Source organism: Vibrio sp. 10N.239.311.G01, assembly GCF_041465805.1.
Lineage (GTDB): Bacteria > Pseudomonadota > Gammaproteobacteria > Enterobacterales > Vibrionaceae > Vibrio > Vibrio crassostreae_C.
This window is the reverse complement of the sequence record NZ_JBFSRM010000015.1, coordinates 1-23,779: the sequence shown is the minus strand read 5'-3', so window position 1 is coordinate 23,779 and position 23,779 is coordinate 1. Positions and strand designations below refer to the sequence as shown.

Genomic DNA, 23,779 nt, shown 5'->3' with positions numbered 1-23,779 from the left:
TCAATACTCATGATCTAAACCCGTTAACTCCAATATTTCCTTCCTTTGTCGTAATTTTGATGATCCTTTAATCGTTTCGTCATTCATTTCTCAAGTTAATATTTCTATCTGTAAGATAAGTGATGTATAAAGGCGGCATGAAGATACCTAAAAGAATACAGCCTTTAGTTGACGACGGTTTAGTCGACGAGGTGACAAGCCAACTCATGAGTGGCAAAGAAGCATCGGTGTACATTGTGCGCTGCGGCGATACGATCCGTTGTGCCAAGGTATATAAGGAAATAAGCCAACGCAGCTTCAAAAAAGCGACCGCGTATCGTGAAGGCCGAAAAGTCCGAAATAGCCGCCGCGCTCGAGCGATGGAAAAAGGCTCTGGCTTTGGTCGTGAACAACAAGAAAAGGTTTGGCAAAGTGCTGAAGTGGATGCCTTATATAAACTGGCAGAAGCGGGTGTTCGTGTGCCTGTCCCTTATGGTTGCTTTGATGGCGTACTGCTTATGGAGCTGGTCACTGACGATGAGGGTTACGTTGCACCACGTTTGAACGATGTGGTGATGCCAGCAGAGCAAGCGATCGAAGACCACGCCGTGATGATGACTTACGTAGTTAAAATGCTGTGTGTTGGTTTGATCCATGGTGACTTGTCTGAGTTCAACGTATTGGTGGATGAGTACGGTCCAGTAATTATCGACCTACCACAAGCGGTTGACGCTTCGGCTAACAACAACGCTGAGTGGATGCTGGCTCGTGACATCAATAACATCCGTGACTATTACGCTCAGTTTGCTCCTGAACTGGCAAAAACCGAGTATGCCAAGGAAATGTGGGCGCTGTACGAGAAAGGCGACTTGAAGCCAGACAGCAAACTGACGGGTGAGTTTACGGAAACCGACGACTTGGCTGATATCGAAGCCATCATGCAAGAGATAGACGCTGCGCGAATTGAAGAACAACATCGACGCGAGCGAGCTAAAGAAGAGAAAGAAGGTGTTGACGATACTAAGTTCAATTGGGCTGAATAATCGTGATGATCAGTTTTGATCTTTAGCTAGATATCAACCAAACGCCTTTTAAAACAGAGGCGTTCTTTCTAAATAAAAACCCAATGGAGCTTCAACTCTGTTGGGTTTTCTTTTTTAGCACTAATGAAAGACGGACACTCGTATCAACTACCAATTTAACTGTTCACCATCGTAAGCGTAGAAGTGCCCACTGTTATCCGGTGTGGCAGTGCGAATAATATCGACCAACTGATGGGCGACATAGCTTGACTCAAACAACTTACCTTCAGGGACATTGGTCTGAAAAGGCTTCGACAGAGCTGTGTCTGTCGTGCCCGGGTGCAGAGCCAACACGGTGCCTTTCTTAATGGTGCGTTGCCATTCGATCGACATGGTTTTGATGAACATATTTAGGGCTGCTTTCGATGAGCGGTAGCTATACCAACCGCCTAATCTGTTGTCTGAAATACTGCCAACCTTTGCGGATACCACAGCAAACTTTGGATTGTCGCTCGCTTTAAGTATCGGCGTGAAGTGTTTTGCTAATAACAAGCTGGGCAGGGTATTCACAGAGATGTTTTTGAGGAAAAAATCAGGGTCGATGGACGACAAGTTTTTCTCCGGTCCAAGATCTGGAGTGTGGAGCATACCCACGCAGTTGATCAACCAATCAAGTTGTTCAAACTCAGAACTCAAACGCTTGATATCAGCTTCGTCGGTGGCGTCGACTTTGTGCCAGGTCAAGCGATTGTTTTCTAGTTCCGGCTGTTGAGAGTGGTAAGTCGCGTCTACATGCACATCAAGAAAATCAAACCGAGAGAGCTCAGATAATAGGTGTTTAACCACAGCGAAACCAATACCGCCGCTCCCACCGACCACCAATATGTGTAATCTGAGTTGCTCCACCATTATAAGTTCTCCAAGTTTGTGATTCGTTGTTCAGCAGTATCGAGAATCGCTTGTTGTGATTGCTCATCCATGTTGTCCCAAGAGCGATATAACATGCCCATACGTGCGTTGCGGTTTAACGCATCGCGGTGCTGGTCCATAAAGCGCCAATACAAGCTATTGAAAGGGCAAGATTGCTCGCCGCTGCGTTCTTTTATCTTGTAGTGACAGCCTTTGCAGTAGTCACTCATGCGGTTGATATAGGAACCGCTGGCAGAGTATGGTTTGGTTCCTACGATCCCGCCATCCGCAAACAGTGCCATACCTCGCGTATTTGGCATTTCAACCCACTCAATCGCGTCGACGTAAATACCGAGGTACCAACTATCGACTTGGTCAGGGTCTATACCCGTGATTAAACAGAAGTTGCCAGTGATCATTAACCTTTGGATGTGGTGCGCGTAAGCAAACTCAAGAGACTGGTCAATCGCATGCTTCATGCAGTTCATCTTGGTTTGTCCGTCCCAAAAGTAATGGGGCAGGTTATTATGTGCTGAGTAATGGTTTTTGTTGGCGTAAGCAGGCATGTTTGCCCAATAGACGGCGCGTATGTACTCTCGCCACCCCAGTATTTGGCGTACAAATCCTTCGACCTGTGCAATATCGATGCTTGGCTTATCTGGTGAGCTGTCTCGAAGACAGGATGCTTGGTAGGCCGACAGTGCTGCATCAATCACTTCTTTAGGGCTCAGCAGTTTACTGTTCAGCGAGAACGATATACGGCTATGATACAAGCTCCATTTAGAGTCGTGCTCTGTCGTCATCGCATCTTGAAACTGCCCAAATAACGGCAAGCAGACTTGGCAGAAATGAGCGAGTAGAGACAAGCTTTGTGCGCGGTTCACCGGCCATAGTAACTGGTTACCGACTTGACCAATGGTTTGTACTTGGTGACGTTCGATACGTTGCAAAATGTCGGTTATATCATTGGTAAACATCAGCGGCTGAGGTAGGTTTTCGATGTCTTGTTTCTTGAGTTTCTTTCGATTGTTCGCGTCGTAATTCCATTTGCCGCCAACGGGCTTTCCGTCTTCTAGCAAAATGTCGAAACGTTTTCTCATTCGGCGATAGAAGTGTTCCATCATGATGTGTTTGTCTTTTGGAAACTGTTGTTCTATCTCCTCGAATGGAAAGAGGAAGTGTTCTGTATCACAACAACCTTTGGTCGCATTGGTCAGCTTGAGCTTGTTCATCTGCTCTAAGAGGCGATATTCATCTGGCCTTTGATATTCGAATTTCTCTGCGCCGAATTCGTGTACATAGTGCTTTAAAAGTGTGTCTAGGTTTTCAAATTGCGTTGTGTCGTCAAGAGTAAGGTGGAGTACTTGATGACCTTGTTCTTTGAGTTCGTTAGCGAAGTAACCCATCGCACAGAAAAACGCGGCCACTTTTTGAACGTGAGAGGCAACATAATCTGTTTCTTGTTTTAGCTCAGCAATGATGTAAATAACGTCATCGTTAACCTGTCTAAACCATGAATGCTCAATGTTGAGTTGGTCACCTAATACAAGTCGTACCGTTTTAAATTTCATAATGCGTCCTGGTTTGTGAGGCTTGTTGTGACTGCGTTACCGCCTGTCCATTGATTGATGAAGGCATGGTCTGGGTCGTACATTTCAGTACGTTGATTCAAATCGAAATGACGTGATTTGTTAATTATTAGACGCTTACGAGTTGATAGGCTGACAAGATCACAAATGACTACTCTAAGTGGGAAATAGGAGATTTCGATCAGGATGAGTGTGTTGAAGAGGATATCAAGCCAACCAATAATACCGATAGAGGTTGGCAATGCCGGTTATTTTTGAGTGTCGAACTGGAGCTTCTATTCCATTGGAACAACGAGAATATCGATAGGGGAAGTATCGATGATCTGTTTAGAATGGGAGATGAGCTTATGCCAAAAATCATGGTGATGGCCGCATAGCAATAGGTCAACGCCGTTGGCTTCGATGGCATTTTTGAGCTTATCGTTCAAATCACCCGTTCCCACGAAAATGTGCTTGATTGGGTGCTTGGCGTAGGCTTCAAACTCTTTCAAATGCTTAACGGCATCTTCATTGATGGGTAAATCACCGTCATTTCCCTGAATATCAACGAGCTCTGGATAAATTTCTCCATGCGTACCATCGATATAAACAAATGAAATGCCAGCCTCCAGTTTATCAGCGAAGAAGGTCGCTCTATCAATGAGAATCTTGGTGTCGTCAGACAGTTCAAGTGCGACCAGAATATGTCGGTAATCCATAATTAAAGCCTCTTGTTGTGAGTTATGTAACAAGCATAGTTTCTGTTGACGCAAATGATATCGAAGAGATCTCATATTCCGTAAAATCATCATTCAATGTTCTTCTAAGCACTATCGTATTTATATCGCTTTGATTGGTAAGAAATTTACAAAAGGTTGATATAGTGGTTGAAGCGCTAGCTTATGCTGTTAGATAGGCTTGATAGTTCAATGCGCCAATAACGAAGAGGCATCAATGACAGCACTACTAACCATTCCCACTCGAACATTAGGTTTCGACTACGATATTGAGATCCGAGACTGGTCTCAAAAGCTCGTCGGCTTTCATGTGTTTGAAGATGGTAGACGACCGCTTGATGGAGGCATTGGGCTGAGCCTCAACCTTGTTGAACAGTTTGACGTGAATGGTCGTTGGCTAAATTCATTACCTGCGCGTTATCGTGAAATCACCGACGACTTTCCAGAATACCAATACCAGATGTTGTGGCTTGCTGCGAATACTTATGAAGCCGCGCAATTGCTTGAATTAAGGCCTGTTATTTTGGCTTTGATCTGCATGAAATACAGTGTCGACAACAAGAAAGCACTGGCACTAAGTCGCTTAGGGCAGAAGAAGATCCTTACCAAGTTGGGCTTAGACGGCAGCAAGGCGACACTCAAATTCATCGACAAGCTAGAGCTTCATTACAATGTTGGTGATGAACTCGACCACATTGTTCGTATTCTCGAACCGCTGCAAAGACGAGTCCTTAAGTTTAAGCATTACTCAAAAGTTGGATACACAGCCCTGCGTTTGGACCAAGTTCATCCATTTCTAACTGGCAGCCGATTAGGGATTGCAATGGTGGAAGAGGGTAGACTTAATGCACCGTCGAAGATGGCGATGTTCCAAGATGCGATATTGTTAGGGCAAGATTTGGAGATGGATGATCCACTGCGTGCGATTACCAGTCAGAACTCTTTTGCGATGTTTGAGCAACTGCATGACCGCTGGACGGAGCAACGCCAATTACGACGCTTGGAGGGTAACTGCCCAATGGATAAAGACATCCCTTATCCCGTTCCTTTACTTGGCAATGACAACATTCATCCGCTCACGGATTATTACGACCTTGAACACGAAGGCATCGAGCAGAAGCACTGTATTGGCGTGTATCACAACCGAATCATGAGCGATCGTTATGTGGTGTTCCGCATGCTCAAGCCTCAGCGTTTAACCATAGGTTTACGCCGCGTCCCGAGCAAAGCATTTCCTTTTGAAATAGACCAAATCTGCGGAAAACGAAATGCACCTCCGTCGGAATCCGCTCGCCAAGTGATTCACGACTGGCTAGAAGCGAGTAAGCAAAAATATCCTAAGCAATAGCCATTAAGTAGAAGGAATACAGGATGTTTCAACAAGGCGATCTTTGCCCTCATTGTGGTTTGATTATTGTGATGCCTACGGATCTGCAAGGTGAATGCCTAGGATGCGGCGAAGAAATTAATCAAGACCCAGCAGACGATTACGACGAAGAAGAGTAGCTTTACCTACACTTAGATTAAACAAGGCTAGGATAGCCGAATTACTCTCTTTAAAAGGACGGAAAAATGCAGAAAGTAATCTTTAGAAATTGCGATGAAAACTCACCTTATTGGCATGAGTTAGAGGGCTTATTTCAAAGTGAATGGTCTGATTTCAAGTTTAAAGATACATATAAAGAAAACGTACAACTCCCTCCAGTAATAACAGTACTTCGCGATAATGTGGTCATTGGTGGCTTGGCGTATTCCTATTTTCAAGAACCTCACCAAGTTCGTGATGTAGTGTGGATCAACGCTGTGTTTGTCGACCCTCAATGGCGCGGTCAAGGCATTGCCAGTGAACTGATTAATCGTGGTGTCAGACAGGTTTCTTCTGCAGTGCAAACTCAACTCTACGCGTACACCAATATCATGGGTCTCTACCAAGGGCTAGGTTGGTCAATCGTAAATATCGAATCAGAACCGAACCATAAAGTGATGAGTATTGAGCTTAATCGATAAGCTCGGAATAAAAGCCTGATATTAGTTTATCTGCCGTTCGAGTAATGAATTTCTCCCTTTCATCCATAATGCATAAACCTGTTAAATTTTCGTTGAAACTCATGCCGATATCGCCTTTAAATCAAACAACTAGCTGTTGATTAAAACGATCAAGACGATTTATTGCAGCAGTTGTTGAGCACAAAGCCTATATTGACTAGAATGACGCACTTTTTTTATTTACGTACATACAGGTAATGAACATGAGCGATACTAATTCAAGACCAGCTTTACCAGATCATCTTGCAGGCAACCCACGCAGCCCACACCACGTTGCTGAGTGTTTCGAATACCCAATCGGCATTCGTCTAAATGGTAAAGAGCGTACTGATGTTGAAGAATACTGCATCAGCGAAGGTTGGGTTAAGATCCCTTCTCCAAAAGCGCTAGATCGTTTTGGTCAGCCAATGCTTATTACTCTAAAAGGCACTGTAGAAGCTTTTTACATCGACGCATAATCATGTCGTGTGGCTAGCTAATACATCGACGCATAATCATGTCGTGTGGCTAGCTAATACATCGACGCATAATCACGTCGTGTGGCTAGCTAATACTTCGAGTAATTAGCTAATGTTTGCTTAATTAGCCAACATCAAGCCACCAAGCGTTATTACCTAAAAGGGTCTAGAGAAATCTAGACCCTTTTTGTTTGCATTGATTTTAGCGAACTTCTTTAACCAATAGCCCAAACCACCTTCATAACTCCACAGATTCAACCAAAATTGTTGTTATTCACTATGCATTCGCAGTAATAACAAAGTTGTTGTTGGTTGATTTATGTTCGCTCGCTCTTTTTGGATTTATTCGTACTCGAAAGTTCTGATGTTTAATTAAACAGATACAAACAAAAATATGAAGCGCAGTCTAATTAAATGAAACTAATATGCTGTATTTAAAGTTATTTTTTGTTAATAACTACCTCTATCACAGAAATTAATCCTGAAGCACATACAATTCCCTTGATTTCGAATGAGCGCTAAATTTTTTCGTTCGAGCATTTAAATTCTTCCTTCGCCCAATAATTATGAGGTTCCTATGTTTGGAATATTCAAACCTATGGCGCATATCGATCGCTTGTCATCAGATAAGATCGATAGCACCTACACACGACTACGATGGCAGCTGTTTCTTGGCATCTTCGTTGGTTATGCGGGGTACTACTTAGTCCGTAAAAACTTTAGTTTGGCGATGCCTTATCTCATTGAACAAGGTTTTAGCCGTGGAGAACTAGGGGTTGCATTAGCGGCGGTATCTATCGCTTACGGCTTATCTAAGTTCTTAATGGGCAGTGTTTCTGACCGTTCTAACCCTCGTTACTTCCTCAGCGGTGGCTTGTTAATGTCGGCACTGGTGATGTTCTGCTTTGGCTTTATGCCTTGGGCAACAGGCAGCATCACTGCGATGTTTATCCTGCTGTTCTTGAATGGTTGGTTCCAAGGTATGGGTTGGCCAGCTTGTGGACGAACCATGGTCCACTGGTGGTCACGAAAAGAACGTGGTGAGATAGTGTCAGTATGGAACGTTGCTCACAACGTGGGTGGCGGTTTGATTGGCCCAATGTTCTTGTTGGGGCTGTGGGCTTTTAACGACGATTGGCGAACCGCTTTTTATGTTCCTGCATTTTTTGCCACTCTCGTTGCTGTCTTTGTTTGGTTTACTGTAAGAGATACACCTCAATCTTGCGGCTTACCACCGATTGAAGAACATAAAGACGATTACCCAGACGACTACGATACGTCTCATGAGAAAGAAATGACGGCGAAAGAGATCTTCTTTAAGTACGTTTTCTCTAACAAACTGTTGTGGTCAATCGCTATTGCCAATGCGTTTGTTTACCTTATCCGCTATGGCGTACTCGATTGGGCTCCAGTTTACTTAAAAGAAGCAAAAGACTTCTCTGTAGATAAATCATCTTGGGCTTACTTCTTGTATGAGTGGGCAGGTATCCCTGGCACCTTATTGTGTGGTTGGATTTCAGATAAGTTATTCAAAGGCCGACGTGCACCTGCAGGTATCTTGTTCATGGTTCTAGTGACAGTCGCTGTGTTGGTATATTGGCTGAATCCAGCAGGTAACCCAACGGTTGATATGCTGGCACTGGTTGCGATTGGTTTCCTTATCTATGGTCCTGTAATGCTGATCGGTTTGTATGCACTGGAACTTGCGCCTAAGAAAGCAGCGGGTACAGCGGCTGGTCTAACGGGTTTGTTTGGTTACTTAGGTGGCGCGGTTGCTGCGAACGCAATACTCGGCTTTATGGTTGACCATTACGGCTGGGATGGCGGCTTCATTATTTTGGTCGGCGCTTGTGTGGCTTCAATCATCTGTCTGCTTTACGCCTTCTTAGGTGAGCGTGCGCACCATAAACAAAAAGATCTCGAACGAGAGAGAGAAGCGCTAGCTCAGTAGTGTATTTACTGAATCACATCTATAAATAACAACAGAGGCAGGTATATCCTGCTTCTGTTTTATCAAGGGAAACAATAATGAAAACAACGTCACTGTCTCTGACCTTATTAGCACTAAGCTTATCTGCAAATGCATTAGCAGATCCTTTAGTGATTGCGCATCGCGGCGCTTCTGGTTATTTACCCGAGCATACATTACCGGCTAAAGCGCTCGCTTACGCAATGAAACCCGACTACATCGAACAAGATGTCGTGATGACCAAAGACGACCAATTAGTGGTTTTGCATGACCATTATCTAGACCGCGTCACCGATGTCGCGGATCGCTTTCCAACACGCGCTCGCGCAGATGGCCGCTATTACGCGATTGATTTTACGCTTGCCGAGATCAAATCATTAAAAGTGACTGAAGGCTTTAACCTAGATGACCAAGGTAATCGAGTGGCTGGGTTCCCAGCACGCTTCCCAATGTGGCAGTCTGATTTCCGTGTCGCTACCTTTGCAGAAGAGATTGAGCTGATCCAAGGCTTAAATAAGACCTTAGGTTATGACGTGGGTATCTATCCAGAGATTAAAGCACCTTGGTTCCATCGTCACGAAGGCAAAGACATCTCTAAAGCTGTGCTTGCGACCTTGCAACAATATGGGTATTTATCGAAAGACGACAAAGTGTATTTGCAGTGCTTCGACGCCAATGAACTTCAACGCATCAATGATGAACTTATGCCAGTGATGGAAATGGATCTTAAGCTCGTTCAGTTGATGGCCTATACAGATTGGAATGAAACCATGACCTACCAAGGTGACAAAGCAACGCCGTACAGTTACGACTGGATGTTTGAAGCTGGTGGCATGGAAAAAGTGGCGTCTTATGCGGAAGGAATAAGCCCTTGGAAGCCAATGTTGGTGGACGATGCATCGACCAAAGATAACATCATTATTAAACCGTTAATGAAGTCAGCAAAAGACGCGGGCTTAGATGTTCACCCGTACACGTTCCGTGCTGACCCAGGAAGAATCCCAGCTTATGCTGATAACTTTGATGGCATGTTGGATGTCTTCTACAACCAAGTCAAAGTTGATGGTGTGTTTACCGACTTCCCAGACAAAGCGGTCGACTTCTTGAACCGTTAATACCCCGTCAGTTACGAGCTATTAGTAACGAGATACTAAGAGCCAAAAGCACCGACTAAAGGTGCTTTTGGCTCTTCTTTCACTTTTTGGATCTCCTTGTACTGGCCTCGAAATCCTACCTATATTCTTCTTTCTCAGCCCACATTTTGATATTCACTCGGTTTACAGCTATAACCTGACTTGATAGGTTACTCCCAATGCAGCCAGATGCTTAATCTATAAGTGTTTATCGGCTCAACCTGATATTGAATTTGGAAAGATCATAGAAGAAAGAAGCAAAGCTTATCTTGATAGCTACCTCAACACATTACCAGCAGACGTTGCTTCGCAATACACCTCTTTTAGTGCCGACTATTACTGTGCTGATGAATACAACGCCAACCTCTGCGCCCAGTTAATTCTCAAGGGTGAAAAACAAGCGTCTTGCAGCCTTGAATATTGGTACAGCCATGAAGGCGAGACGAGACCAGTAGTTGGTCACTTGCAAGTCGTCACTGACTGGGATGGCAAGCCAGTTTGCATTGTAGAGATCACTTCAGTCTCACAGTGCAAATATAACGAAGTGACGGCGGAGTTTGCTGCTGCCGAAGGCGAGGGTGACAAAACACTCGAATGGTGGAAAGAAGCTCACTGGAACTTCTTCTCTCGTGAATGTGAAGAGCTCAAGATCTCACCAAGTGAAGACATGTTACTTATGTTGGAGCGTTTCAAAGTGGTTTATCAATAAAGGGTATTTTGTGTTTAGAAGATCGTGCTCCATAAACAGTAACAAGGTTGTCCATAATGAGCCTAACCGTCCGAGAAGTTTTTATAGGCTCGCTTAAACATTAGATAATTCATCGTATGCAGGAGGCAAGATGACAAAGCTAATCGAATTAACAGAAATAGTCTTATTCGACTGGGGCAATACGCTGATGGTCGATTTGCCAGACGCACAAGGGAAGATGTGTGACTGGGAAACCGTACAAGAAGTGAGTGGTGCTCGTGCATTACTGGGGGAGTTGTCGAAAACTCATCTAGTTTATGTTGCTACCAATGCTGGTGATTCCAGTAAAGACGACATCATTCGAGCCTTTGAGCGTGTTGGCCTGTCTCAATATATCTTGGGTTACTTTTGTAAGGCGAGCATTGGCTTTTCTAAGTTCGAGTCGGGGTTCTATCCTGCCATTATTTCTAAGCTCGGTGTTTCACCACAAGAGATCACCATGGTAGGCGACACTCTAGAGAAAGACATTTACCCAGCACTTTAAGCGGGTTTGCAAGCGGTGTGGTTGAACACGGAAGGTGCTGAGCTTAAGTCACAGCATCCAGGTATCGTACAAGTTCAATCCCTAAGCGAACTGTTGGAGTAGCGCGATTAACTCTCTGATATTAAGTTCAGATAAAGCGCTTGTCCGTTTTGACGTAAACCTCTCATCTCTTTGCTGTTTAATCCTCTAAGCTAACTCTAGTTTCCACTATGAGGGCTAGGTTATGAGTGTCGAACGTCACGGAATATCGGTTGGAATTGAACGTGTTAGCGGTGAAACCATCGTTGTGTTCAAAGCGAAAGGCAAACTCACACACGATGACTATCAGGCAATGATGCCAATTCTAAATACCACGCTAGAAGAACTCGATTCATCTAAACTCAAGATGCTGGTCGATATCTCAACCTTAACAGGATGGGAGTTACGTGCAGCTTGGGATGATTTCAAATTGGGATTAGAGCTCAATTCGAAGATAGACAAGATTGCTATTTTCGGCGATAAAAGCTGGCAAGAATTCGCTTCAAAAGTAGGGAGCTGGTTTGTGTCCGGTGAGATTAAGTCATTCGAAGACCATGACTCTGCGCTTAAGTGGCTAGTCGATTGATACTATTCGCGGGCAGCTAGAGAGCAGTTCGTAAACATCGCCAATGACAGTTGACGAGAATTGTCTCGAACGCTGTCATTTTTCGTTTTGGTTATGATATTTCCTATTTGATTCAATAGAGTATATTCATTCCAGCGTGTAACATACCCAGGCTTTGTTTGGTCGTGACTAATAGAATAGCGCGGCCAGATTCAGTAATAACGAGAACTAAAACAGAAATAAGGTCTAACGACATGCATAAGGTAATTGATAAGCTGGCTTGGATATTCATCAAAGACGGCAAGTTGTTGATGGTGAGATCAAAAGGCAAAGAACTGTTCTATCTACCGGGTGGTAAGCGTGAAGCTGGCGAAAGTGATGAGCAAGCACTGGTTCGCGAAATCAAAGAAGAGATCTCAGTCGATTTAGTGCCTGATTCCATCAAATACGTCGAGACGTTTACAGGCCAAGCTGATGGCAAAGCGGAAGGCGTATCAGTGCAATTGACTTGTTATCTTGCTGATTATACAGGCGAACTGTCTCCAGATGCTGAAATCGAAGAGCTTAAGTATGTGGATATCAACGACAGAGCGGTATGTTCATTGGCAGCACTGGTTGCGCTTGATTGGTTAGAAGCGAACCAGTACTTGGCTTAAGGTTTTAGCGGCTATTAGCTAATGCTGAAGATTGATCTTCAAAAGATCATCGCTTACGAATAGCTTGAAGGGCGGCTGTCTTTCATCAACAGGTCGAGTTTCCTTTGAGCTTTCTTCGTGTCTTGTAAATCCACCACCTCAATCATTTCACACTCATCTCGTACCATCTCATTAATTAGGCTTGGGTAGTGTCGGCAATCTTCTGGTCGGTCTAAGTAAATGCTACATGTGTACTTGGCTTGAGCCTTGGTGTCTTTCGTCGGAACCAGCTCCAGAAAAGGGCAGCGAGTTAAACGTTCGCCAGATTCAGGGTCGAACCAGATCTCGCTTCCTCGAACATATTCAAAGATGTCTGGGTTGAACAACTCCCACAAATCGATCTCTTCTTGAGTCGCGGCAAGGTCGCCATCTCCGTATTTGATACAGCATTTTCCGCATTGATTACAATCTTTCATTATCGACTTCATAAGTTGGTGAGCTTTTATCATTTTACCACTGATAGGCGTGGCACGTTGATTTTGTTGTTCATGGTTAAGCCGTTACGGGCGGGAACTTGGAATAGCGGTACTTAAAATCAATTTATCTATGAACCGCCACTCCAATCAAAGCTGTAAACAGTGATACAATTTGCGCCTCTCACGTTATTCAAGCAAAGGCATCAAGATGAGAACCGTATACACCACCGAAGTCAACATTAACGCAAAGAAACAAAAAGAGGCTTACCCAAAGCTCGCTTTATGTGACAAGTGCGTTGGTGACTATGTGGTTATCGAGCAAGGTGAACGAACTTACAAGCCTTGTGCTAAATGTGGTGCCGACGATTAATGCGCCTTGATAAATACCTATGTAAAAGCACTGACCTAACCAAGCCTGAAGCGATTGAACGCATCCATAATGGCGAGGTGAACGTAAACAGTGAAACAGTCACCGATGAATCGACTCAGGTTCATGAAACCAACGCCATCTTGTTTAATGGCATGCCGCTTAAATTGCGTGAATTTCGATACCTCTTAATGCACAAGCCTGCGGGTACTATCTGTTCTAATGTCGATGAATTTTATCCTTCACTGTTCAACTACATCGAGATAGACAAAGCATCAGAACTGCACATCGCAGGGCGCTTAGATGCCGACACAACAGGCTTAGTCTTGATTACCGATGATGGGCGATGGTCATTCAACATCACTCTGCCAACCAAGTCATGTAAGAAGGTATATCGCGTGACATTGTCACGAGATATCAAAGATGATGTCGCTGACAAGTTCAAAGCGGGCATTCAATTGCAGGGCGAACAAAAACTGACGCGTCCGGCAGAACTCGAAGTGATTACCAGTAAAGAAGTGCTGTTGACCATTACAGAAGGTAAGTTTCATCAAGTAAAACGAATGTTTGCCGTAGTAGGGAATCGAGTTATTGGACTACACCGTGAGCAGATTGGTGATGTTCGTTTAGATGTTGAAGCAGGTCAGTGGCGTTATCTAACTAAAGCCGAAGTCGACTCATTTCAGCAAGACTCTGAATAAACGCTGTAACCACTTAAAGCGTTAAGCGTGTCAGGACCAGAATATCAGCACTATAAGGATGTAAGATGGAAAACCTTAAAGTCTCGGAAATTAAGTCTTTCGTGCCCGCGAAAGACTTCGATTTATCTAAGCGTTTTTACCAGTCAATCGGCTTCGAAGTGATGTCTGAATTTCACGATATCGCCTATCTACGACACGGCAGTTGCGCCTTCCTTTTGCAAAACTTTTATGAACCTGCGCACTGTCACAATTACATGATGCACTTGCTGGTTGAAGACGTAAAAAGTTGGTATCAACACATCCAAAACTCTAATGTAGTGTCGGAATTTGAAGTTACCGTTTCCGAGGTTGTTGAGCAACCTTGGGGAATGCTTGAGTTTTGTATCACCGACCCAAGTGGTGTGCTGTGGCGTGTGGCTGAAAACATCAGGCCGCGTTAATTCATCCAACTTGCATTGATAGTATGTCTAGGTTCACGGTGCTTTTCTGTCCTATTTGCTAGAGTGACAATTCAATGAGCATGGAGGTTTTATAATAGGAACTGTAATCGGTTTGGTGATTTTAGTTGCTATAGATTGGTATCTTGTTCGTAAAACAGGGCTTCATATTCATAACTGGATCTCTAAAAAGTATGCCGTGTATTTGTCGGAGAAGGGAAACAAAAAATAGCCTTTCTTATTAAGTCATCGGTATAAAAAGCGTTATCGGCTATTCATTTTACACACATTGCAAAGATTGGAGGATTTATGAAAGGTAAAGGAAAGTGCCTATGTGGCTCGGTTAAGTTGGAAGTAGAGTACGCCAGTAATGAATTGGGGGCTTGTCATTGTAGTATGTGTAGAAATTGGTCGGGCGGTCCGATGTTAGCCATTGATTGCGCTGATTCAGTTAAAATATCAGGTGAATCGAATGTAGTTAGATATAAGTCGTCCGATTGGGCTGAGAGGGGTTTCTGCGGTAAATGTGGTACTCACTTGTTTTACTTTTTGGTGCCAAATAATCAGTATCACCTTCCTGTCGGTTTATTGATGTCTGGGGATGACTACAAGTTAACTCATCAGATATTCATCGATGAAAAGCCCGAATACTACGAATTTAAAAATGAAACAAAAAATATGACTGGTGCAGAAGTATTTGCCCACTTTGAAAGTGGAGAGTAGCACTTAGTTTTTATTAGCTTAAGACTAATTCACAGCGCTCGGCATTTTTTAGTTTCGGTCGAGTTTTGTGTTTGCGGTGTAATGGTTTCGGTTAGGTGGTGCTCACGCCTAACATCCCAGCATCAACCCCCAACTTGAAGTACCTCGAAACTCGATTATGTGAACTCCTAATAGCTGAATAGTTACTCTAATATACAATGAGTTTTCTAATGGCTCTGAGGGGGCGGACATGACAGATATGGCAATATCAAGTTACCTTGGCTGGTTGTTACTTCTTATAGGTTGTTATCCTTTCTTGCTTGTTGGTGTCAGTATGTTTTTCTATGATGCAGAGCGTAAACAAGCATTAAGGTGGTTGAACGGAGTTAGTTTTCTATTGGCTGTATTCCTTCTTTACATGCATATGCAGACAGAAGTCATCTATGGTCGGGAACTGCTCGAAGCCTGGTATCATGATAACCCAGAAGATAGGCCTCAATAAAAAGTACATAACAAGTGTTTATTATCCATTTCGGTATATAAAAATGATGCTAAACGATTGGCATTTCCAGCTAGAATCAACTTTAGTGTTTTCGGCACAATGGGTGAGGTGAGGTGATCGCGATGTCAGCTACTTCAAGCGGCGATAACTCTTCTAACCAATAGTGCTTATCGGAGTGAACCATGTTCTCTTAACAAGTATAGCTCACCATTTTTGGCATAAACTACGTACGGTTTTTGACTGGTTAAAAGAGTTACTTAATGTTGGTAATTACTTAGGTTACTATTTAGCTCAGTATTGATTTGATATACAAAATTTTTGGACGAAGGTTATGAGAAAAATAATATTAAACATTGTCTTACTATCGGTGTTTGTTGCGTCTTTATTTCTAACAATTTCATCAGCAATAGACATTTCAAAAGAAGTGACAGTAAAGCTCCATGAGTTTGATTGGAGTGGTGTCTCCGGTGTAATGGACATGGTCATGGTTATTTTAACTTTCGTCTTACTGGTTGGACTGAAACAAGGTTCGAAATCTATTGAGGAATCGACCCGAAGTCGTAATGCCGAATTGTTGAATTGGGCGATGGAAGAGATGTCAGCATTAAAACCTGCGATTAGGTTGGTGACAGACGCTCACAAAAGAGAGCCTTATAGTCAGGTAACTAGTGACGTTAGTGTGGATTATGTATCGACATGGAGCAAAGAAGAATTACAAGCAGCTCAAGCTGTAAGTGTCGCGTTGCAGAGAATGGGGTACTTTGCTACTCATGATTTGGTATCAAAAAAGCATTTTCTGAATCTTTGGGGGCCTTTATATCTATCATGTTGGTATTCACTCGAAGGTTGGGTTAAACATAAGCGACTTCAACTTGATGAACCTTTTGATATCGCTGATGGTGCATACTCGAGACTGTACTTTGAAAAATACGCCATGTACTGTGAAGAAAAGTTACCGCCTTTGTTATTGAATAATACAAGAAAGCAGTTTGGCTTAGAGCCAATGGTTCAACCCAAAGCCCACATTAAGTTGGGCATAAAATTGAAAGCAAGGCTCACAGAAAAGGTTGATATCTAACTATTCACATCACAATACTTTTTGGAATCAAAGGGGCTTGTTAACGCGATCAACACATAAATGCCAAGAGTGTATTGGCTGATCGTATATTGAAGAATGTTTCTTCAAAGGGAGATGCATGTCATTGGTTATGTGTAATGGAGAGAATAAGGGAATAACGAAAGTACTAATTGCGGGGGCTAGTGGATACATTGGTCGTCACGTTACATCGCTATTCACAAAAAGTGGCTTTGAAGTTTTTACATACGGTAGAGACAAAGTCGTCACTCCTCCTTTAGTTGGGTTAATAAAAGATAGAGCTGACTATGAAGGCTTCTTTGACGTGGTTGTGAATTGTGCGCGTCCACATTGGTCACAATTCTCCGCACATGAAATTGCCGATGTGGAGCAGGAATTGCTCTCTGAGTTAGACCTACTTGCTGCTAAAGGAGCAACAAAGATACATACATCAGGTGTTTGGCTATTTGGCAACGCCTCTAGCGCTGATTTGAGACAGTTTAGACTGAAACCCTTAGACGCCGTTAGATTAGACGTAGAAACGATACATAGCGCTATTAGAAACAGGTGGCACGTCGTTTACTGTCCTAGTTTGGTTTATGGCGGTGAGGATTGTCAGCTAAAACGAATTGTAGAATCTTTCGCTAGCCAAACGATTCAAGTAGGTGTGCCGTCTATCGGCTATAACCAATATGTTCATGTCTACGACATTGCGAAGTTCTATCTACTTTTGGCGCAAGGCCGAACCTTAGAAAAGCAGCATTTTATTGCTGAGACGCAAGGCTATAGTCCTGCAGAGTTCGCTCGACTCTTACTAGCTGCAAAAGCTGTAACAAAAGTAAGAAAGATCCGTTGGGAAGAGTTTGAGGTAGAAAACGGTTCGTTAGCTGTAGAAGTCGAGAAGATGAACCTTACACTTCCAATTAGTTATTCGTTTGAGGCTACTGAGTCAATTAGCGAATATATTGGAAATTACATATAGTTGAGTGCTTATTTCTGATTCCCAACCCTCGGTACTTTTAGTTGAGTTTAGTCTCTCCGGCGTATGAGCTTAAGTTAATCAGCAGCGTCATTTTTTAGTTAGCTCGCATTGAACGACAAGCGCGCTCCACACCTTTATACAGCATGAGGCTTACCAAACATGGAGAAGACCTTGATCGTACGGACTGCGACGAAAGAAGACTCAAGTGTCTTGTTAGAGTTTATTGAACAAAAAGCTGACTTTGACCGGAGTATGAGAGGGTTTAGTGGTGAAATCTCGACAACTATAGAGAAAATCGAACGCACACTATTTGGTGATTACGCATTTGCTCATGCATTAATATTGGAACTGAATTGTGAGCCTTTTGGCTTCGCACTGTATCACTATCGATATTCATCCTTCAGTGGAGAGCCATCAATCTGGCTTGACGACCTATTGGTAACAGGAAATCAAAGATCAAAAGGGTATGGCCATGAACTTATGTTGGCTTTAAAGTCACAAGCGGAGTCATCATATGCCTCTCACATCTCATGGACGGCAAGTCCACATAATAAGAAAGCGCATGATTTCTACAAAAGGTTGGGTGCAGAGGTTGAGCGAATGGATGGTCAAAGACCTTATTTCCGTTGGGCAATGTGCGATTCGTAAATGAATCAAAAGGAACTATGAAAATAACGACGCTGGTTGACAACTCTCGACTGGATAACAGGAAAGATTTAGCCGTTGAGCGCGGACTATCACTGCATATTGAAACTGAATCGCTAAAGATCTTGTTCGATATGGGAAGTGGCGATACGTTTTGTCAAAACGCACCATTACTGGGTATTGATATCAAAGATGTAGACCTCGCTGTCATATCACACAGGCATCATGATCATTGTAATGGCACCGCTGATTTTGTTGCTCATAACTCTAAAGCCAAAGTGTTTCTGAAAAATTGCGAACAGAAAAGCTATCATTTCCGGGCTTTCGGTTTCAAAAGTGATGTCGGGATCAATCCGGACTTACTAGAAAACAGCAACGAGCAGTTAGTCTTCGTTAATCGTACGACTGAGATCGCCTCAAATGTCTTTGCTATCACAGATATTAGCGTGAAACACGAACAACCTAAGGGTAATAAATACCTTTATACACAGTCGAAGAATCGACAGGAGCGCGACTCATTTGATCATGAATTACTGTTGGTGATTAAAGAGAAAGACGGTTTAGTTATATTTACTGGTTGTGCGCATAGTGGCGTTCTCAATATGGTTGAAACAGCGGTTACTATGTTCCCAGTAGCGAGAATAAAAGCCGTTGTCGGGGGCTTTCATCTAGTGGGGTTACCATTATTGAATAGTATTGGTGGCACAAAGCAAGACATTAGAGAGCTTGGATTGACGCTGTCTCAATACCCCATTGATAAACTGTATACAGGGCACTGCACAGGCAAGAAAGCTTATGGCCTGTTGAAAGAAGTATTAGGCGAGCGTTTGGAAGCAATGCCGACAGGTCGGCGTATTCATGTGTAGCGTTGGTCAAACCTTAGCTGTACGTTTGTCACTTGGTAAGAATTAAGGAGTTTTAAGTGAGTCAGGAAGTAAGAGTAGGTGTAGCTGCGGTTATTCTACGTGAAGGACGAGTACTACTTGGAGAACGAATTGGTTCTCATGGGGCTCATACGTGGGCAACGCCGGGCGGACACCTTGAGTGGGGTGAAAGTATCGAAGAGTGTGCCAAACGCGAAACACTCGAAGAGACTGGTTTAGTTGTTAGTGCATTTGAGAAGCTTTCTTTTACCAATGATATTTTTGAGAAAGAGAACAAGCACTATATAACGCTGTTTGTTGTTGCTTCTGACGCTAGCGGCGAACCAGAGATAACAGAACCTGATAAATGTAAGCAGTGGAAATGGTTTAAGCTCGATGAGTTACCAGAGCCATTGTTTCTTCCTCTGACGAATTTGCTTAACGATCCGGTCATCCTTGGGAAGCTAGCGCCGTAAACGTGAACGATTGGAGGGCATATCAATGAGATCACCTTTTCAAGTTTTAGTCTTTCCCTACAAAACAGTCGATAACAAATCTCGATTTTTAATCGCACGCAGAAGGGACAATGGTGTTTGGCAGGCAATATCGGGTGGTGGCGAAGACAATGAATCATTACTTGAAGCAGCAAAACGAGAACTCTCTGAAGAGACTCAGCTAGTCGGTTGTAATTGGCAGTTGCTCGATTCAATGTGCATGCTTCCAAAAGTCTTTTATGCAGGAAATCACAATTGGACTGAGCATCCATTCGTAATTCCTGAGCATTCCTTCTCAGTTAAAGTGACGAAAGATCCTCAATTATCAAATGAACACACAGATTACCGTTGGTGTGACTACCAAGAAGCTATTGAACTTCTAACATATGACTCGAACAGAAACGCGCTTTGGGAGATCAACGAAAGGCTTTACAAAGCTAGCTAAAGTATACAGATTAATTAAATCTATATTAGAGTAGAAATCCTGATTAGATTCTTACTAATCTCTCGCTATTTAGTGAATAGGTAAATCATGACATTACGAGTAGTTCCAGAGCTTTATTGTTTCGATATTAATGTGAGCAAATCCTTCTTTGTCGATGTGTTGGGGTTTGAAGTGAAATACGAGCGCCCAGATGAGGAGTTTGCTTATCTAACGCTTGATGGTGTTGATGTGATGCTTGAAGGGATTGCGGGCAAAAGTCGAAAATGGCTTTCAGGTGACCTGGAATTTCCTTTAGGGTGTGGCGTTAACTTTCAATGGGATGTTATCGATATCGAACCACTTTATCAGAGAGTTAACGAAAGCGCCGCTGATTCTATTTACTTAGCGTTAGAGTCGAAGTCTTATCAATGTGGGGGTTTGATCGCGACTCAGAAGCAGTTCATCGTTCAAACTCCTGACGGTTATCTCTTTAGGTTCTGCCAAGATATTCGTTAACACATAAGTATTATTAGCTACTCATTTATTACGAGAAACACGGCTAACTAAGTACCCGTATAAACAAGGAGAGTAGAGTGGTCAACATTCGGGAAATGGACATTTCAGACTACGACTCAGTGATCGCGTTGTGGTGCCAGACAGAAGGCATGAGTATTCGCGATGCCGATTCGAAAGAAAGCATTGCGAGCTATTTAGAGCGTAACCCCGGTCTGAGTTTTGTGGCTGAAAGTAACAACGAGATCATTGGCGCTGTGTTGGTCGGAACGGATGGACGTCGTGGGTATTTACAACATTTAGCTGTCTCGGCCAACTTCAGAGGGCAAAAGTTAGGTTGTAAGCTTGTTGCAGAGGCGGTCAACGCCCTTGCAGGGTTAGGCATCCCGAAGACCCACTTGTTTGTCTATAACGACAACATCAATGCTCAACAGTTTTACGAAAAGTTGGGCTGGTTTCCTCGAGATGAAGTTCGAATGTACTCGTTTAATAGTTCGGATAATAGTAACGTTTAGCTTTAAAGGTTCGCGCTGGCTGAGCTTGAATTTGTAACAGGTTCGCGCGCATCCGCCCAATATCAAAACAATCCTTGGAGTATTTAGAAATGTTGTTTTCTAGTCTGTCTAAACCATTGGTTCATAGCTCCGAGTTATGTTCTGAGCTGCTCAACTTCTTAACCGAGCATAAGAGTGATTTCGAAGAAAAGTTAATCCCAGACCTGTCATACATCGATGATATGGCACATGTGGTGAACGGTATCAAAATCAAAGACGTTCTACACATCAATGAGAATCAATACCGACTTCAATATTCGTTTGATTGGGAGTTGTTTCTAGGTTGTTCAGATAGGAACGAAACCGGTGTAGAGAATGGAAGTGTTCTATTCACACTTGAGGATGATAACGTTCTTAATATCAACTTCCCAAACTACGGTTCTCGAGACACTAGCGATGAGCTCTAGTCGGTTTTTCGTGGGTGCTATACAGAAGGAAGAGCAATGATAACTATCGAAAGGCTTGAAGAATCCCATGTGGCGTCAGTTCAGGCCATCCAACTCGCCGATGAACAGGTTAAGTTCGCTGGTACAGCTGCAGAGTTTTTATTAGACGGCAGTGAAACGACGCACTTGCACGTGATTAAGTCTGATCACGAAATTGTTGGTTTCTTTAAGCTGGATATCGCTTACGCAGAGCACTACCAATTCTGCCCTGAAGGAAGCATTGGGCTAAGAGCTTTTGTGCTTGATAAAAACCAGCAAGGTAAAGGTTTAGGAACTGGCACGGTCAAAGCTTTGTTTCCATATTTAAAAGCGAATTACTCAGCGTATCAGTCGATTTACTTAACTGTGAATTGCAAAAATCCCGCAGCATTTAACTGTTATCAGAAAGGCGGCTTCGAAGATACCAATGAACAGTATTTAGGTGGCGCAGCAGGCCCGCAATTTATCATGCGCGGTCGAATTGCTTAGTAATATGAAACCGATTAATTGTTGATGGGACACTCCTGAACAGCTATATGCAGGTTGAGAGTCTTAAAGAACACGAAAAGGAAATTTGATGAAGGTTCAATATCTTGAAGTGGTTACCCCAGAAGTCGATGTTGTTTGTGCAACATACGCTCAGCTCTACAACGTGAAGTTCAGTGGTGCAGATGTAAACCTTGGTGGGGCGCGCACTGCAAAGCTATCTAATGGCGGGGTAATTGGCATTCGAGCACCGCTTCGTGAAACTGAAGAACCAACTGTTCGTCATTACACGTTGGTTGAGGATATTCAGTCTGCAGTAACTGCAGCCGAGAAACTAGGCGCCGAAGTTGCGGTGCCGCCAATGGAGTTACCACGTCACGGGATGTGTGCCATTGTCATTCAAGGTGGCGTCGAGCTCGGATTCTGGCAGTTATAAATGATGTATACCTTTTAGATTGTGACGGACGAGATACTACGATTTATGATGCGACACCTAGTGTCTTTACCTGCTTCATGGCATCATTCCACGCAGCTAAAACCCCAACAAGGTATGTTATGAAACAGAATATTGTCCACATTGCACTCGTGGTAAAAGACTACGATGAAGCGCTTGATTTCTATGTAAACAAGCTTAAGTTTGATCTCATCGAAGACACGTATCTGCCAGAAGAAGATAAGCGCTGGGTTGTTGTTGCTCCACCAAATTCAACCGGTGTGAGCCTGTTACTTGCTAGAGCTTCCAAGCCAGAGCAACTCGATTTCATCGGCAACCAAGCTGGTGGACGCGTATTCCTATTCTTAAACACCGATGACTTCTGGCGTGATTACGAACGTATGACGTCTTTGGGCATTAACTTTGTCCGAGAGCCTAAAGAGCAAGGCTACGGCACCGTTGCTGTGTTTGAAGATCTTTACGGTAACTTGTGGGATCTGCTTCAGTTAAATCCTGAACACCCTATGGCTAACAGGTAGATAAGCTTAGCCCACAACCATCGGGTGTTGCGTATTACAAAATGTCGGTTCATTGGGAGTAACGCTTCTCTTTCGTTAGGTTAACCCTCCGCACCGCTAAATCATCAACTTAAGTTAAGGAAGCTCATCGTGGAAGAAATCAAAGGCATTCTGCAATTCATGGTCGAGATTGAACAATTAAAGGATGTTCATCGACAGACAAAACCGGTTGGATTGGATCGATATGAAAACTCCGCTGAGCACAGTTGGCACGTCTGTTTGAGCGCACTCATGTTGAAAGACTATGCCAATGAAGAAATCGATATTACGCGAGTAATGAAGATGCTGCTGATTCATGATCTTGGGGAAATCGATGCCGGAGACACCATCATTTATGCCAGTGAAACCGAAGAAAACAAGCTCAAAGAGAGAAACTGCGTCGAGCGGTTGCTGAAATCATTGCCGAGCCATTCAACAAGCGAGTATTTGGATTTATGGCTTGAGTTCGAAGCCGGTGAGTCACCAGAAGCTAGATTTTGTAAGGCGATCGATAGAGTGCCGCCTTTGCTTCATAACATCCATGGTGGTGGTCACAGCTGGAAGAAGCACAACATATCCAAAGACAAAGTACTGACCTTCAATGGCGAGCGTATTTCTAAAGGCAGTCGTGCCTTATGGAAAGAGCTAGAAGTGCAACTTGAAGGTGCTGCGGAAAAAGGGCTATTAAAGTAAAAGTTAATTTCATACCTTAGCGTAAGAATAGCTTTAGCTTTTCAATGAGGGAGATCTCGATGGTAACTGATTCAAGATGCATGGCACTTACCTTGTGTCTCATTTCTTTCTAATAAAACTCTAGTGTCGAGTAGACGACACTTGTTACCAAGTGCCGCCCCTCTAAGAACCGTACGTGC

The 23,779-nt window shown here is 43.4% G+C and carries 32 protein-coding genes and 1 pseudogene; 29 read left to right on the top strand and 4 right to left on the bottom strand.

Annotated elements, in window-relative coordinates; translation table 11 throughout:
- The first annotated feature begins 137 nt into the window (after positions 1 to 137).
- Positions 138 to 1,022, top strand: a complete 885-nt coding sequence (locus AB6D06_RS13360) for a PA4780 family RIO1-like protein kinase (RefSeq protein WP_372110471.1) — start codon at positions 138 to 140, stop codon at positions 1,020 to 1,022.
- Between the two features lie 147 nt (positions 1,023 to 1,169).
- Here the strand turns inward: AB6D06_RS13360 and AB6D06_RS13355 are convergent, their stop codons facing one another.
- The 3 genes from AB6D06_RS13355 to AB6D06_RS13345 form a co-directional block, all read right to left on the bottom strand.
- The gene (locus tag AB6D06_RS13355) at positions 1,170 to 1,910 is read right to left on the bottom strand and encodes an SDR family oxidoreductase (RefSeq protein ID WP_372106268.1); all 741 of its coding nucleotides are present in this window, start codon (positions 1,908 to 1,910) and stop codon (positions 1,170 to 1,172) included.
- Positions 1,910 to 3,481, bottom strand: coding sequence for a cryptochrome/photolyase family protein (locus AB6D06_RS13350; protein ID WP_372110469.1), 1,572 nt, complete (start codon positions 3,479 to 3,481; stop codon positions 1,910 to 1,912). Before AB6D06_RS13350 ends, AB6D06_RS13355 begins: the two co-directional genes overlap by 1 nt.
- A gap of 293 nt (positions 3,482 to 3,774) precedes the next feature.
- Positions 3,775 to 4,197: a universal stress protein gene (locus AB6D06_RS13345; protein WP_017063967.1), complete on the bottom strand. Its 423-nt coding sequence runs from the start codon at positions 4,195 to 4,197 to the stop codon at positions 3,775 to 3,777.
- A gap of 235 nt (positions 4,198 to 4,432) precedes the next feature.
- Between AB6D06_RS13345 and AB6D06_RS13340 the strand changes: the two genes are divergently transcribed.
- The 10 genes and pseudogenes from AB6D06_RS13340 to AB6D06_RS13295 all read left to right on the top strand — a co-directional run bounded on the left by AB6D06_RS13340 (position 4,433) and on the right by AB6D06_RS13295 (position 12,292).
- Positions 4,433 to 5,563, top strand: coding sequence for a PcfJ domain-containing protein (locus AB6D06_RS13340; protein ID WP_017059201.1), 1,131 nt, complete (start codon positions 4,433 to 4,435; stop codon positions 5,561 to 5,563).
- Between the two features lie 23 nt (positions 5,564 to 5,586).
- Complete coding sequence (locus AB6D06_RS13335) at positions 5,587 to 5,721, top strand: hypothetical protein (protein ID WP_017059202.1); 135 nt, start codon at positions 5,587 to 5,589, stop codon at positions 5,719 to 5,721.
- A 66-nt stretch (positions 5,722 to 5,787) separates the two neighbouring features.
- Positions 5,788 to 6,222 (top strand): GNAT family N-acetyltransferase, encoded by a 435-nt coding sequence (locus AB6D06_RS13330; protein ID WP_017059203.1) that lies wholly within the window; start codon positions 5,788 to 5,790, stop codon positions 6,220 to 6,222.
- A gap of 242 nt (positions 6,223 to 6,464) precedes the next feature.
- Positions 6,465 to 6,719 carry a DUF3297 family protein gene (locus AB6D06_RS13325; RefSeq protein WP_017059204.1) on the top strand — a complete coding sequence of 85 codons (255 nt, stop codon included), beginning with the start codon at positions 6,465 to 6,467 and terminating at the stop codon, positions 6,717 to 6,719.
- A gap of 577 nt (positions 6,720 to 7,296) precedes the next feature.
- Positions 7,297 to 8,670 (top strand): glycerol-3-phosphate transporter, encoded by a 1,374-nt coding sequence (glpT, locus tag AB6D06_RS13320; protein ID WP_029235174.1) that lies wholly within the window; start codon positions 7,297 to 7,299, stop codon positions 8,668 to 8,670.
- Positions 8,671 to 8,747: 77 nt separating this feature from the next.
- Positions 8,748 to 9,803: a glycerophosphodiester phosphodiesterase gene (gene glpQ, locus AB6D06_RS13315; protein ID WP_372110466.1), complete on the top strand. Its 1,056-nt coding sequence runs from the start codon at positions 8,748 to 8,750 to the stop codon at positions 9,801 to 9,803.
- A 262-nt stretch (positions 9,804 to 10,065) separates the two neighbouring features.
- A complete protein-coding gene (locus AB6D06_RS13310; RefSeq protein WP_017059207.1) occupies positions 10,066 to 10,530 on the top strand; it encodes an ASCH domain-containing protein in 465 nt (154 codons plus the stop codon).
- A 130-nt stretch (positions 10,531 to 10,660) separates the two neighbouring features.
- Positions 10,661 to 11,155 (top strand): annotated as a pseudogene (locus tag AB6D06_RS13305) (HAD family hydrolase).
- Between the two features lie 121 nt (positions 11,156 to 11,276).
- Positions 11,277 to 11,657, top strand: a complete 381-nt coding sequence (locus AB6D06_RS13300; protein ID WP_372110464.1) for an STAS/SEC14 domain-containing protein — start codon at positions 11,277 to 11,279, stop codon at positions 11,655 to 11,657.
- Positions 11,658 to 11,890: 233 nt separating this feature from the next.
- On the top strand, positions 11,891 to 12,292 hold the full coding sequence (locus AB6D06_RS13295; RefSeq protein WP_017070706.1) for an NUDIX domain-containing protein: 402 nt from the start codon (positions 11,891 to 11,893) through the stop codon (positions 12,290 to 12,292).
- A gap of 53 nt (positions 12,293 to 12,345) precedes the next feature.
- Here AB6D06_RS13295 and AB6D06_RS13290 read toward each other — a convergent pair whose 3' ends face one another.
- Positions 12,346 to 12,747: a YkgJ family cysteine cluster protein gene (locus AB6D06_RS13290; RefSeq protein WP_017065706.1), complete on the bottom strand. Its 402-nt coding sequence runs from the start codon at positions 12,745 to 12,747 to the stop codon at positions 12,346 to 12,348.
- Between the two features lie 208 nt (positions 12,748 to 12,955).
- Between AB6D06_RS13290 and AB6D06_RS13285 the strand changes: the two genes are divergently transcribed.
- The 18 genes from AB6D06_RS13285 to AB6D06_RS13200 all read left to right on the top strand — a co-directional run bounded on the left by AB6D06_RS13285 (position 12,956) and on the right by AB6D06_RS13200 (position 23,600).
- Positions 12,956 to 13,117 (top strand): hypothetical protein, encoded by a 162-nt coding sequence (locus AB6D06_RS13285; protein WP_017066554.1) that lies wholly within the window; start codon positions 12,956 to 12,958, stop codon positions 13,115 to 13,117.
- Positions 13,117 to 13,815 (top strand): pseudouridine synthase, encoded by a 699-nt coding sequence (locus AB6D06_RS13280; protein ID WP_372110462.1) that lies wholly within the window; start codon positions 13,117 to 13,119, stop codon positions 13,813 to 13,815. The genes AB6D06_RS13285 and AB6D06_RS13280 overlap by 1 nt, the downstream gene beginning before the upstream one ends.
- 65 nt (positions 13,816 to 13,880) lie before the next feature.
- Positions 13,881 to 14,255 carry a VOC family protein gene (locus AB6D06_RS13275; protein ID WP_017059214.1) on the top strand — a complete coding sequence of 125 codons (375 nt, stop codon included), beginning with the start codon at positions 13,881 to 13,883 and terminating at the stop codon, positions 14,253 to 14,255.
- Positions 14,256 to 14,561: 306 nt separating this feature from the next.
- On the top strand, positions 14,562 to 14,975 hold the full coding sequence (locus tag AB6D06_RS13270) for a GFA family protein (RefSeq protein ID WP_017059216.1): 414 nt from the start codon (positions 14,562 to 14,564) through the stop codon (positions 14,973 to 14,975).
- A 229-nt stretch (positions 14,976 to 15,204) separates the two neighbouring features.
- The gene (locus AB6D06_RS13265; RefSeq protein WP_017066550.1) at positions 15,205 to 15,456 is read left to right on the top strand and encodes a hypothetical protein; all 252 of its coding nucleotides are present in this window, start codon (positions 15,205 to 15,207) and stop codon (positions 15,454 to 15,456) included.
- A 331-nt stretch (positions 15,457 to 15,787) separates the two neighbouring features.
- The gene (locus AB6D06_RS13260) at positions 15,788 to 16,534 is read left to right on the top strand and encodes a hypothetical protein (RefSeq protein ID WP_017061792.1); all 747 of its coding nucleotides are present in this window, start codon (positions 15,788 to 15,790) and stop codon (positions 16,532 to 16,534) included.
- A gap of 118 nt (positions 16,535 to 16,652) precedes the next feature.
- Positions 16,653 to 17,513, top strand: a complete 861-nt coding sequence (locus AB6D06_RS13255; RefSeq protein WP_017061793.1) for an NAD(P)-dependent oxidoreductase — start codon at positions 16,653 to 16,655, stop codon at positions 17,511 to 17,513.
- Between the two features lie 159 nt (positions 17,514 to 17,672).
- Entirely contained in the window at positions 17,673 to 18,161 is a 489-nt protein-coding gene (locus AB6D06_RS13250) for an N-acetyltransferase family protein (RefSeq protein ID WP_372100426.1), read from the top strand.
- Between the two features lie 17 nt (positions 18,162 to 18,178).
- Positions 18,179 to 19,024, top strand: a complete 846-nt coding sequence (locus tag AB6D06_RS13245) for an MBL fold metallo-hydrolase (RefSeq protein WP_372100424.1) — start codon at positions 18,179 to 18,181, stop codon at positions 19,022 to 19,024.
- A 56-nt stretch (positions 19,025 to 19,080) separates the two neighbouring features.
- Positions 19,081 to 19,497 carry an NUDIX hydrolase gene (locus tag AB6D06_RS13240; protein WP_017061796.1) on the top strand — a complete coding sequence of 139 codons (417 nt, stop codon included), beginning with the start codon at positions 19,081 to 19,083 and terminating at the stop codon, positions 19,495 to 19,497.
- 25 nt (positions 19,498 to 19,522) lie between these two features.
- Entirely contained in the window at positions 19,523 to 19,960 is a 438-nt protein-coding gene (locus AB6D06_RS13235; protein ID WP_017061797.1) for an NUDIX pyrophosphatase, read from the top strand.
- Positions 19,961 to 20,047: 87 nt separating this feature from the next.
- Complete coding sequence (locus AB6D06_RS13230; RefSeq protein WP_017066549.1) at positions 20,048 to 20,455, top strand: VOC family protein; 408 nt, start codon at positions 20,048 to 20,050, stop codon at positions 20,453 to 20,455.
- Between the two features lie 77 nt (positions 20,456 to 20,532).
- Positions 20,533 to 20,967 (top strand): GNAT family N-acetyltransferase, encoded by a 435-nt coding sequence (locus AB6D06_RS13225; protein WP_029235822.1) that lies wholly within the window; start codon positions 20,533 to 20,535, stop codon positions 20,965 to 20,967.
- Positions 20,968 to 21,056: 89 nt separating this feature from the next.
- A complete protein-coding gene (locus AB6D06_RS13220) occupies positions 21,057 to 21,413 on the top strand; it encodes a hypothetical protein (protein WP_102428717.1) in 357 nt (118 codons plus the stop codon).
- Positions 21,414 to 21,449: 36 nt separating this feature from the next.
- A complete protein-coding gene (locus tag AB6D06_RS13215; RefSeq protein ID WP_017066546.1) occupies positions 21,450 to 21,920 on the top strand; it encodes a GNAT family N-acetyltransferase in 471 nt (156 codons plus the stop codon).
- Positions 21,921 to 22,008: 88 nt separating this feature from the next.
- The gene (locus AB6D06_RS13210; RefSeq protein ID WP_017061800.1) at positions 22,009 to 22,353 is read left to right on the top strand and encodes a VOC family protein; all 345 of its coding nucleotides are present in this window, start codon (positions 22,009 to 22,011) and stop codon (positions 22,351 to 22,353) included.
- A gap of 119 nt (positions 22,354 to 22,472) precedes the next feature.
- Positions 22,473 to 22,889 carry a VOC family protein gene (locus AB6D06_RS13205; protein WP_017061801.1) on the top strand — a complete coding sequence of 139 codons (417 nt, stop codon included), beginning with the start codon at positions 22,473 to 22,475 and terminating at the stop codon, positions 22,887 to 22,889.
- Between the two features lie 129 nt (positions 22,890 to 23,018).
- A complete protein-coding gene (locus tag AB6D06_RS13200) occupies positions 23,019 to 23,600 on the top strand; it encodes an HD domain-containing protein (protein ID WP_017063928.1) in 582 nt (193 codons plus the stop codon).
- Positions 23,601 to 23,779 lie beyond the last annotated feature (179 nt).